The sequence below is a fragment of the Clostridiales bacterium genome, from assembly GCA_025757645.1.
GTDB lineage: Bacteria > Bacillota > Clostridia > Oscillospirales > Oscillospiraceae > CAG-103.
In genome coordinates this window covers 396435-407949 of the sequence record CP107216.1, presented here as the reverse complement: position 1 = coordinate 407949, position 11515 = coordinate 396435, and the positions used below count along the sequence as shown (strand labels likewise).

Below are 11515 nucleotides of genomic sequence, written 5' to 3'. Positions count from 1 at the left end.
CATGACAGACAGAGAAAGCTATATCCGGCAGGAGACCGTTACGGGCGTTGTGCCCATGCTCAAGGGCGACCGGCAGTATTCCTTCCTGGATCTGTTTTTGTCCACGAGCGGCTTTGCCATCGCTACGTGGTGCTATACGCAGGGCGCCTATGTCGCGCAGTACCTCTCCTTCAGCAGAATGCTCATCAACATTTTCTGCTTCAACATCGTCTGGGTGTTCATCGAGTGCCTGCCCGTCATCTTTGCCACGCGCTACGGCATTGATCTGTGGATCTGGCTGCGCTCGGTGCTGGGGCGGCGCGGCGTGGCTGTGCTGTCCACGATCATCAGCGTGGCAAACTTCGGCTGGTACGCGGTCGCGGCGAGCCTGTTTTCCTCGTCGATGATCAACCTTGCGGCGAAGTTCGGCCTCGTGCTCAACGCGGCCGTCTGGAGTCCGGTACTGGGCTGCCTGTGCGTCGTGCTCGGCACGCTCATCGCGCTCGGCGGGCCGAATGTCATCAAGTGGACCAACCGCTTTCTGGTCACGGCGCTGCTGGCGGTCGGCGTGGTCGTCGTCGTGCTGTGCTTCACGGCCGTGCCGCTGCGTGAGATCGTGGCGGTCAAGCCGGTGCTGGACGCGGACATGACGCCGCTGCAGGCGTTCATGATCTCGGCCGAGGGCAACGTGGCGTTCGCGTTCTCGTGGTCAACGCAGGCGCTGGTCCTGCCGCGTCTGGCCAAGACCGAGCGCGGCGGCTACTGGGGCACAACGCTGGCCTACGGCGTGGTCGCGCCGTTTTTCGTCGCCGCCGGCGGCGTGATGGCGCTGGCGATGTTCGTGCGCACCGGCGTGTACGAGAGCGATCCTACGAATATGCTCTCCTACCTCTGCGGCTCCGGCTTCGCGCTGCTGAGCCTGCTGCTGGTCGCGTTTGCGAATGTCGGCACGCAGGGTACCGGCTCCTATGTCAACTGCATGATCGTCAAGAGCGGCATGCCCAAGGTCAGCTATAAGGTGCTGGTGCTCATCGCCATGGTGTATGTCAGCGCGCTGACCGTCTGGGGCGGCGTGGAAGAGCACTTCGGCGCGTTCATCTCCATTGCCGCGTTCATTCAGGCGCCGATCATCGGCATGATCGTCGTGGACTATCTCGTCGTGAAAAAGCGGAAGCTGTCGCTCAAGGCGGCCTACTTCATCGAGGGGCACGATGCGTACCGGTTCACCGGCGGGTTCAACCTGGTCGGCATCGGCTGCGTCATCCTCTCGTGCCTGATCACGATCCTGTTCGTGTACAATCCGCTGACCGGCAGCATCCAGAGCCCGCTGTTTCTCATCTTCACGGGCAGCGGCTTCGATGCCATATGCGGCGGCCTGCTCTACTGGCTCGCCAGCCTGACCCCGCTGAAAAAGTACATGCTCCGCGACCGCGACGATCTCGAGATCGTCTGAGGCGGCCCGAGCGATCCGAAAACGTCCCCGGTGCAGATGCGCTCTGCTCCGGGGACGTTTTGCGCCGCGGCAGACATTTTTTGAAGAAAAAACTGGAACGCCCGTGAGCGGCACGGACTGCATAGACTACCGGATTTTGCAGAAAATAGGGTTGCCGAAACGCAAAACAGAGCAAAGGAGTTTTCCGAATATGAAGGCAACCGGAATCGTGCGCCGGATCGACGACCTCGGCCGCGTGGTCATCCCCAAGGAGATCCGCCGCACCATGCGTATCCGCGAGGGCGACCCGTTGGAGATCTACACCGACACCGACGGGCAGGTCATTTTCAAAAAGTATTCCCCCATGGGCGAGCTGTCCGAGTTCGCCGCGCAGATCTGCGACGCGCTGCACAAGACCACCGGCAGCATCGCCGTCGTGTGCGACCGCGACGCGGTCATCGCCGTGGCCGGCGGCGGCAAGCGCGAGCTGCTCGACCGGCGCATCAGCCGCGAGCTTGAAGAGCTCATGAGCACGCGCGGGCAGTATGCGGCCGACAGCTGCACGCTGCCGGTCGTCGACACCGACGAGCGCTACGCCGTCGCCGTCGCCGCGCCCATCCTCTCCGAGGGCGACGTGCTCGGCTGCGTGCTGTTCGTGGCCGCGCACGGCGACGGCCCCGCCGGCGAGACGGAGCGCAAGCTCGCGCAGGCTGTGTCGGGCTTCCTCGGCAAGCAGATGGAGAGCTGAGCGCGCGGAGCAGAAAAAAGCGTCAGAGCGTATGCGCGCCCTGACGCTTTTTTGATATGGAATGAAAAAGGCCCCCGGGCGCCCCCGGAGGCCTTTCGCTGCACGCGCAGCCGATATGGACACGTGCCCCGTACGCTGCAGGCCCGCGTCGCGATCACTGTGACGGGATGAGATATGCCATGCGGCGGAGAACAAAAAGGGTAGATAATCCGTAAAGAGAGATCAGATAAAAAGAGAAAAGAATGGATAAAAGAGATGGGGTGGGGTGCGAAATGGATAAAAAACCGTGCGTACGCAGACATCCCGACATCACCAATGATACAAACAGTTTAGCCCAGCAGTACCCGAAAGTCAAGCAAAATCACCGAATTTTTGAAAATTCAGGGATTGTCAGGAAATTCACGCGCCCGGTAAATTTCTGGCAAGGGGAAAAACCGTTGAACTCCGTCGGAATGTGATGTACAATAAAAGCAGAACATCAGCAGGCAAAAGGGGGTACGGTGCATGACCGTATTGGTGACCGGCGGCATGGGCTACATCGGCAGCCACACGTGCGTGGAGCTGCTTGAGCAGGGCATGGATGTCGTCGTGGTGGACAATCTCGTCAACAGCAGCGCGGAGGCGGGAAGACGGGTCGAACAGATCACGGGCCGGCCGCTGAAATTTTATCAGATGGACGTGCGCGACCGCGCCGGACTCGACCGCATTTTTACCGAGCAGAAGATCGACTGCGTCATTCATTTCGCGGGCCTCAAGGCCGTGGGCGAGTCGGTGCAGATGCCGCTGGAATACTACGACAACAACCTCGGCTCGACGATCACGCTCTGCGAGGCGATGCGTGACCACGGCGTCCGGCAGATCATTTTCTCCTCGTCGGCGACGGTGTACTCCGGCGACAACGAGATGCCGCTCTACGAGACGTCCCGCACCGGCAACTGCACGAATCCCTATGGCTGGACGAAGTACGTCTGCGAGCAGATCCTGCGCGACTATGTTGTGGCCGACCCGAGCTGGTCGGTCGTGCTGCTGCGCTACTTCAACCCCATCGGCGCGCACCCGAGCGGCCTCATCGGCGAGGACCCGCGCGGCGTGCCGAACAATCTCATGCCCTATATCTCGCAGACGGCCATTGGCCGGCTGAAGTGCCTGAGCGTCTTTGGCGACGACTATGACACGCCGGACGGCACGGGCGTGCGCGACTATATCCACGTCATGGATCTCGCGCGCGGTCACGTCGCGGCGATCGCCTACATGGCGGAGCACACGGGCGAGAGTATCTTCAACCTCGGCACCGGCAAGGGCTACAGCGTGCTCGAGATGGTGCACGCCTTCGAGACGGCCAACCACGTGCATGTGCCGTACCGGATCGCGCCGCGCCGCGCGGGCGACCTGCCGACCGTGTACGCCTGCCCGGACAAGAGTGCGCGCATCCTCGGCTGGCACGCCGAGTATTCGCTCGAGGACATGTGCCGCGACAGCTGGCATTGGCAGACGCAAAACCCCAACGGCTACGAAACTGCCTGACGGACCACCGTTCCCGGGCCGGAGCTTCCGGCCCGGGCAGCGCTGCGCCGCCTGCGGGCGGTGCTTTTTTGCGGCCTGAAGAGGCCGCGCTGTTCACATAATGTGCAACAAAAATCGAATTGCTTATTGACAGCCTGTACTAGATGTTGTACGATATACCCGCTCTCAATACAAAATAAAGCGGTTTTCCGCACAAGATATTGTGTTTTCGATTACGAGGGGGAGGAACAGAAAGATGAAGATCATCAAGCGAAACGGCGCAGAGGAGAACTTTGACATCTCCAAGATCATCATGGCCGTCACGAAGGCCAATGCCGCCGTCGAAGAGTGCGACCGCATGACGCCGCGGCAGATCCAGCGCATCGCCGAGAGCGTGGAGCTCGCCTGCCAGGAGCTGGGCCGCAGCGCCGCCGTGGAGGAAATTCAGGACATGGTCGAAAAGCAGATCATGGCCCACGGTGCGTTCGAGGTCGCCAAGGCCTACATTACTTACCGCTACACCCGCAGCCTGGTGCGCCGCGCCAACACGACCGACGACCGCATCCTGAGCCTCATCGAGTGCAACAACGAAGAGGCCAAGCAGGAAAACTCCAACAAGAATCCGATCGTCAACAGCACGCAGCGCGACTACATGGCCGGCGAGGTCAGCCGTGACATCACGAGCCGCCTCCTGCTGCCGAAGGACATTGTCGAGGCGCACGAGGAGGGTATCATCCACTTCCACGACGCGGACTATTACGCGCAGCACATGCACAACTGCGACCTCGTGAACCTGGAAGATATGCTCGAAAACGGCACGGTCATCACCGGCACGCTCATCGAGCGGCCGCACAGCTTCTCGACCGCGTGCAACATTGCGACCCAGATCATCGCGCAGGTCGCCTCCAACCAGTACGGCGGGCAGTCGATCTCGCTGACGCATCTGGCCCCGTTCGTGCAGGTCAGCCGCGAGCGCATCCGCCGCGAGGTCGAGGCCGAAATGCAGGCCATCGACGCGCATCCGGGTGAGGAAAAGCTGGCCGAGCTCGTCGAAAACCGCGTGCGCGAGGAGATCCGCCGCGGCGTGCAGACGATCCAGTATCAGGTCGTCACGCTGCTGACCACGAACGGCCAGGCCCCGTTCGTGACGGTGTTCATGTATCTCGGAGAGGCGAAAAACGAGCAGGAGCGCCATGACCTCGCCATGATCATCGAGGAGACGCTGCGCCAGCGCTATCAGGGCGTGAAAAACGAGAAGGGCGTGTGGGTCACGCCGGCGTTCCCGAAGCTCATTTACGTGCTCGAGGAGGACAACATCCACGAGGATTCCCCCTACTGGTATCTCACGGAGCTGGCCGCCCGCTGCACCGCCAAGCGCATGGTGCCGGACTACATCTCCGAGAAGAAGATGCTCGAGCTCAAGGTCGACAAAAACGGCGAGGGCCACTGCTACACCTGCATGGGCTGCCGCAGCTTCCTGACGCCGTATGTCGACGAAAACGGAAAGCCGAAGTACTACGGCCGCTTCAATCAGGGCGTCGTGACCATCAACCTGCCGGATGTGGCGCTGTCCTCCGGCGGCAACATGGAGAAGTTCTGGAAGATCTTTGACGAGCGGCTCGAGCTCTGCCACCGCGCGCTCATGTGCCGCCACGAGCGGCTCAAGGGCACGCTCTCGGACGCCGCGCCCATCCTGTGGCAGTACGGCGCGCTGGCCCGTCTGAAGAAGGGCGAGCCGATCGACAAGCTCCTCTACGGCGGCTACTCGACCATCTCCCTCGGCTACGCGGGACTGTATGAGTGCGTCAAGTACATGACCGGCAAGTCTCACACCGACCCCTCGGCCACGCCGTTCGCGCTCGAGATCATGCAGCACATGAACGACGCCTGCGCCAAGTGGAAGCAGATGCACAACATCGACTTCAGCCTCTACGGCACGCCGCTGGAGTCCACGACGTACAAGTTCGCCAAGTGCCTGCAAAAGCGCTTCGGCATCATCCCCGGCGTCACGGACAAGGGCTACATCACCAACAGCTACCACATCCATGTGACCGAGCATATCGACGCATTCAGCAAGCTGGCCTTCGAGTCGAAGTTTCAGGCGCTCTCGCCCGGCGGCGCGATCAGCTACGTCGAGGTGCCGAATATGCAAAACAACATCCCGGCTGTGCTCGAGGTCATGAAGTTCATCTATGACAACATCATGTACGCCGAGCTCAACACCAAGAGCGACTACTGCCAGGTCTGCGGCTACGACGGCGAGATCGAGATCGTCGAGCACGACGGCAAGCTCATCTGGCGCTGCCCGAACTGCGGCAACACGGATCAGGACAAGATGAACGTGGCCCGCCGCACCTGCGGCTACATCGGCACCCAGTTCTGGAATCAGGGCCGCACGCAGGAGATCAAGGAGCGCGTGCTGCATCTGTAACGTGCAAAAATGAAAATCGGCGGGCGTGTCCATGCGATACGTCCGCCGTTTGTGAGGAAACTGCTATGTATTATGGAGAGATCAAGACCTGCGACATTGCCAACGGCGTCGGCGTGCGCGTGACGCTGTTCGTTTCCGGCTGCACGAACCACTGCTACAACTGCTTTCAGCCGCAGACGTGGGATTTTCACTACGGCAAGCCGTTTGACGCGGCGGCCGAGCAGGTGATTTTTGCCGAGCTGGAAAAGCCCTTTATCCGCGGCCTGACGCTGCTCGGCGGCGACCCGTTCGAGCCGGAAAACCAGCGCGCGCTCGTGCCGTTTCTGCGCCGGGTGCGCGCGCAGTATCCGGACAAGGACATCTGGGCGTATTCGGGCTTCACGCTCGACAAGGAGCTTACGGTCGACGGCACGCACCCGCGCTGCGAGGTCACGGACGAGATGCTTTCGCTCATCGACATCCTCGTCGACGGGCGCTACGTGGACGCGCAGCGCAACATCAGCCTGCGTTTCCGCGGCTCGGAAAACCAGCGCATCATCGACATGGACCGGACCCGCGCGGCGGGCCGCATCGTACTCTGGGAGGGCATGAACGGATGGAAGTGAAGATCCAGAAGCTGCGGCCCGGCGCTGTGACGCCGCGGCGCGGCAGCGCGGACGCGGCGGGCTATGATCTCTATGCCTGCCCGGCGGACGGGCAGTGTGTCACGATCGCGCCGCACGTGACGGCCATGATCGGCACGGGCCTCGCCCTCGCCATCCCGGCGGGGTATTTCGGCGGCGTGTTCGCGCGCAGCGGGCTGGCCTCTAAGCAGGGGCTGCGCCCGGCCAACTGCGTCGGCGTGATCGACGCCGATTACCGCGGCGAGTGCACCGTCGCGCTGCACAACGACACGGACGAAGTGCGCACCGTCGCCCCCGGCGACCGCATCGCCCAACTCGTGATCCTGCCGTTTCTGGCGGCGGAGTTTGCAGAGGCGGATGCGCTCGACGAGACCGACCGCGGCGCGGGCGGCTTCGGCAGCACCGGCCGGTAAAGCAACAAAAAACGCAGCCCCCTTCGAGCGTCTCGAAGGGGGCTGCGTTTTGCTTTATTCAGCGGCAAACTTGCTTTATTCAGCGGCAAACTTGCTTTATTCAGCGGCAAACTTGCTTTATTCAGCGGCAGTCTGCGAATACGGGCGAGAATTCGTCGAGCTTCTCGCACGTGTAGCGCCGGGTATTGTCCTCGCACACGGGCAGCATTTGCTGCGTGAATGCGGCGCAGCGCGTCCATTCGTCGGTGACGGCCTGACTGTGCGCGGTGTTCAGGTCATAGTGCTGCGCGAGATAGTCGGCGAGGTAGGGCGTGAATTTCTCCGCGCCGAAAATGTTCAGATGCTCGGCGTTGGCGAAATCATTGAGCGGGTCGAGGCCGATGGCGTCCATCTGCGTGTCGAAGTTCGCAAAATCATACCCGTACTCGTGCACGACCGCCTCCAGCTCGGCAAACACGGCGTCATAGTTTTCAATGACGGTGCGGTGCGGGAAGCGGGCAAAGAGCACGTTTTTGATTCCCCGTGCCTTGGCTGTCTCGCAGAAGGTGCGCAGGCTCTGCTCGTTGAAATCGTCGAGCGATTGCTGGCGCACGGGGATCTCATCCGTCTCCGTGAGGAACATGGAGATGGACAGAAACGGCTTGGTGTACGAATAGCCCGCGTCGCGCGCCTGCTGCTGCAGTGACAGCGAATTGCGGATGAGGTCCGGCTTTCTCCAGTTGTCGTGGTACTTGAGCAGCGGCACATAGTATGACAGCCGGTCGCCCTGCACGCACTCGTCAATGGCCTGCACCTTGTTGCGTGAGAGCGGCAGCGTGTCGAGCCATTCGCGCGTTGCGGCCGTGCCGAGCTCATCCCGCTCTGCCTCCGTGTAGAGAAAGCCGTTGACCTCGACCACGTAGACAGACGGATTTTGCCGCTTGGCGCTCTCGCGCAGCATGGATGCATAGAGCGTGCCCTGCGCGGCCGACACGGCCAGCGGGTAACTTGTAAACCCGGCGTGCTGCCATGCCAAAGGTGCGCAATAGTCGGTAAACGTCTCACTCGCGCCGAGGATCATGACGTCGAGCGAGTTTTTCGGCTCTAGATAGAAGCTGCGGATGTACTGCTGCTCGGTGATGCTGTTGATGGTCAGCAGCCGCGTGAGCGCGCCGTAGACCAGCGCCACGATGAGCAGAAACGCGATTACGCGCAGGACGGTATTTCTTTTTGCGTGTTGTTTTGGATTCATTGATGTTCTCCACATGCTGTGTTAGCGCCACGCGGAAAATTGCGGCGATGGTCTGCTGCGAGCCCGCTTCGCGGGCTTGGGATAGCGGGCGCTGTTTCCCGGCTTAAAACTGCATATACACGAATTCGGATGCCTGCACGCCGGGGCCGTAAACGCCCATGAGCACGACGGCGAAGATGCCGGCAAGCAGCACGGCCCAGCGCAGGGCGAGACACTTCTCGTCGAGGATCTCGCGGATGGTGCGCTGCGAGCGCTCCTGAATGACGGAGGCGGTGAAAATCACGACCGTGCCGAACAGCAGCACGCACCAATCATACCGCGTCAGAGGCAGCGCCTCGAGCACGGCGCCCGGCCGCAGCTGCGACAGGTGCAGGTCGGTCACGGATTTTAACATCATGCCCATCGCGGCGCGAAAACCGTCGGCGATGTCAAAGTAATAGCCGATGAGCACGACCACGAACGTGCGCAGCATGGAAAACACCTGATACCACGCGCTCTTGCGCTCAATGTGCAGCGCGGCGACGACCTTGTCCGACACCGGCTGCAGCAGCGTTGACACGAGGATGACCATGCCGTTCCAGAAACCGAAGGCGACGTATTTCCAGCTTGCCCCGTGCCAGATGCCGATGATGAGAAACGTAATCAGCGAGGCCACGGCCGTCGGCAGTACCTTGCCGATGTGGCTGCCGAGGTGCTGTCTGGCGTGGCGGCCCCAATTGAGAAACGCTTTCGAGATCGACAGCGGGTAGAACAGGTAGTTGCGCAGCCAGTCGCCGAGCGAGATGTGCCAGCGGTGCCAGTACTCGGTGAGCGTGCGCGAGAAATACGGGCGGCGGAAGTTTTCGCCCATGGTGATGCCGAACATCTGCGCCACGCCGCGCGAGATGTCGATGCCGCCGGAGAAGTCGGCATAGAGCTGCAGCGCGTAGACGATCGCCGCCAGCAGCACGTACGTGCCGGCGTAGTCGGTGTACGCCCCGGCGACGGTGTGGATCATGCCCACGGCGCGGTCGGCGATGACGAGCTTTTTAAAAAAGCCCCAGAGGATCAGCTGTGCGCCGAAGCGGATGTTGTCAAAGCTGTATCTGTGCTCGGCATAGAGCTGGTGCGCCAGCTGGTCGTACACGCCGATCGGGCCCTGAATGATCTGCGGGAAGAAGGACACGAACAGCGCGAGCTTGCCGACGTTGCGCTCGGCGGGCACTTTTTCACGGTAGACGTCGAGCACGTAGCCCATGGACTGGAACGTGTAAAACGAGATGCCCAGCGGCAGCAGCAGCCCGATGTGGCCGAGCGAGACCGTCAGCCCCACGGACGCAAAGAGCGTCTCCATGGACTCGGCAAAGAAGTTATAGTATTTGAGCACGGCGAGGATGCCGAAGTTCAGCAGCAGGATGGCGATCATGAGCGCCTTGCGGCGGGACTTGCAGCGCTTTTTGTACGCCTTGCGCTCCTCGCGCTCCCAGTCCTGCTTGTGCGCGGCGACGGTCTGCTCCATGTGCGCGGTCATGGCGTCCATGCCGCGGGCGCCGAAGTAGGTCGTGAGCGTTGTGATGACGATAAAGCCCATGTAGCGCAGGCACACGAACGCGTAAAACGCGTAGCTGCCGATCAGCAGCACCACCCACTGGAACCGCTTCGGCACGAGGTAGTACAGCACCAGCAGCGCGAGTACCAGCAGGTAAAACGACAGCGATGTCAGCGTCATGCTTCGTCCTCCGGCGTCCGGCAGGTGTTGAGCGCGTCGGTCGCAAACCGGTCGCGCACGAGCGTGAAGTTCCCACCGCGGTACAGCGCGACGCGCGGCATGTCGCGCGACAGAAACACGGCCACGCCCTCCGTCACGGAGTACGCGCCGCAGCGGCCGAGGGCGATCACGTCGCCCACGCGCAGCGGCGGCAGCTGCGCCTCGCGCACGAGCACGTCCGCCGTCGTGCACAGGCTGCCGCAGAGCATCCACGGCTCGGGCGCGTCCGCGCTCTCGCGCAGGAGCGTCAGCGGCGGGGCCTGCATGCCCATGAGCTGGCCGTCATACTTGACCTGGTGCATGCCGCCATCGCATATGGCGTAGTTCACGCCGAGGTTGCACTTGGCGTCGGCCACGCCGGTGAGAAACGTGCCGCAGGGCGCGGCGAAAAAGCGGCCCATCTCGATCGTGAGCGGATACTTCTCGCCGAAGGCGCGGATGTGCGCCGCCGCCGCGCCGAGCAGCGCGCAGTCGCGCGCCTCGGCGTCGTCGCGGAAGCACTCGGCATTCAGCCCCGGGCCGTATTCCACGTGCTGCGCCGTGAAGCCGTAGCGTTCGTGCAGCATCGTGAGGTATTCGTCCAGATGCGCAAGCTCCTTGGCGATCACGGCGTCCTTGCGCTTTTGCGTGCCGGAAAAGTAGTGGATGCCGACGATCGTCACGTTCGGGAATTCCGCGCGCCGGGCGACGAGATCGGCCAGCGCGTCGGGATCCATGCCGAACTGGCTGCCGGCGGTCAGGCGCGGCAGCACGCGCACGTGCTTTCCCTGCGCGGCCGCGGCCGCGCAGATAAGGTCAAAGTGCAGCGTGCTCTCGGCCGTGAGCAGGTCTGCGCCCAGCGCGACGGCGCGCGCAACATCGTCCGCGCCCTTGTTCACGCCGGAGTACAGGATGCGCTCCGGCGGGATGCCGAGCCTTTCGCAGATCGTCAGCTCGCCGGGGGAGCACACCTCCACCCAGCGGAACACGTCCGGCAGGCCGCGCAGCACGAAGGGGTTGGCCTTCATGGAGTAGCACAGATTTACGTCCGAGCCAAACGCGGCGCGCACTCTTTGAGCGCGCGCCGTGAAGGCCTCCAGATCAAACAGATACAGCGGCGTGCCGTATTTCGCGGCTGCCGTCCGGAGTGCAGTCTTGTCCATCAGTCCTCGTCCTGCAGGCGCTGCACCATGGCTAGCAGACTTTTCGCGGAGTTGAAGTTCTCCGGCACGAGGTCCTTGGCGCCGATCTCGATGTCGAATGCGTCGTTGAGCGCCGCGACGAGCGACACGATGTCGAACGACTCGAGAATGTGGTCGTCGATGAGGGCGGTCTCGGTCTCAAAATCCACGTCGGGACGCAGATCGGTCAGAATGTCCATCAGTTCCTGTTCCATAGTAATATACCTCCTGAAGTGAGTAAAGTAAGC

The 11515-nt window shown here is 62.2% G+C and carries 11 protein-coding genes; 7 read left to right on the top strand and 4 right to left on the bottom strand.

The window, feature by feature from the left end; translation table 11 throughout:
- Nucleotide 1: 1 nt before the first annotated feature.
- The 7 genes from OGM61_01945 (at nt 2) to dut (ending at nt 7129) form a co-directional block, all read left to right on the top strand.
- On the top strand, nt 2–1432 hold the full coding sequence (locus OGM61_01945; GenBank protein ID UYI84853.1) for a cytosine permease: 1431 nt from the start codon (nt 2–4) through the stop codon (nt 1430–1432).
- Nucleotides 1433–1622: 190 nt separating this feature from the next.
- Nucleotides 1623–2159 (top strand): AbrB/MazE/SpoVT family DNA-binding domain-containing protein, encoded by a 537-nt coding sequence (locus OGM61_01940; GenBank protein UYI84852.1) that lies wholly within the window; start codon nt 1623–1625, stop codon nt 2157–2159.
- Between the two features lie 242 nt (nt 2160–2401).
- The gene (locus OGM61_01935; protein UYI84851.1) at nt 2402–2617 is read left to right on the top strand and encodes a hypothetical protein; all 216 of its coding nucleotides are present in this window, start codon (nt 2402–2404) and stop codon (nt 2615–2617) included.
- A gap of 46 nt (nt 2618–2663) precedes the next feature.
- Entirely contained in the window at nt 2664–3683 is a 1020-nt protein-coding gene (gene galE / locus OGM61_01930; protein UYI84850.1) for a UDP-glucose 4-epimerase GalE, read from the top strand.
- A 235-nt stretch (nt 3684–3918) separates the two neighbouring features.
- Nucleotides 3919–6093: an anaerobic ribonucleoside-triphosphate reductase gene (gene nrdD / locus OGM61_01925; GenBank protein ID UYI84849.1), complete on the top strand. Its 2175-nt coding sequence runs from the start codon at nt 3919–3921 to the stop codon at nt 6091–6093.
- A gap of 65 nt (nt 6094–6158) precedes the next feature.
- Complete coding sequence (nrdG, locus tag OGM61_01920; protein UYI84848.1) at nt 6159–6698, top strand: anaerobic ribonucleoside-triphosphate reductase activating protein; 540 nt, start codon at nt 6159–6161, stop codon at nt 6696–6698.
- Nucleotides 6689–7129 carry a dUTP diphosphatase gene (gene dut, locus OGM61_01915; GenBank protein UYI84847.1) on the top strand — a complete coding sequence of 147 codons (441 nt, stop codon included), beginning with the start codon at nt 6689–6691 and terminating at the stop codon, nt 7127–7129. The genes nrdG and dut overlap by 10 nt, the downstream gene beginning before the upstream one ends.
- 121 nt (nt 7130–7250) lie before the next feature.
- Here dut and OGM61_01910 read toward each other — a convergent pair whose 3' ends face one another.
- The 4 genes from OGM61_01910 to OGM61_01895 all read right to left on the bottom strand — a co-directional run bounded on the left by OGM61_01910 (nt 7251) and on the right by OGM61_01895 (nt 11482).
- Complete coding sequence (locus OGM61_01910) at nt 7251–8360, bottom strand: hypothetical protein (GenBank protein ID UYI84846.1); 1110 nt, start codon at nt 8358–8360, stop codon at nt 7251–7253.
- Between the two features lie 103 nt (nt 8361–8463).
- The gene (locus tag OGM61_01905) at nt 8464–10068 is read right to left on the bottom strand and encodes an MBOAT family protein (protein ID UYI84845.1); all 1605 of its coding nucleotides are present in this window, start codon (nt 10066–10068) and stop codon (nt 8464–8466) included.
- On the bottom strand, nt 10065–11249 hold the full coding sequence (locus tag OGM61_01900) for an alanine racemase (GenBank protein ID UYI84844.1): 1185 nt from the start codon (nt 11247–11249) through the stop codon (nt 10065–10067). The genes OGM61_01905 and OGM61_01900 overlap by 4 nt, the downstream gene beginning before the upstream one ends.
- Entirely contained in the window at nt 11249–11482 is a 234-nt protein-coding gene (locus OGM61_01895) for an acyl carrier protein (protein UYI84843.1), read from the bottom strand. Before OGM61_01895 ends, OGM61_01900 begins: the two co-directional genes overlap by 1 nt.
- Between the last annotated feature and the right edge of the window lie 33 nt (nt 11483–11515).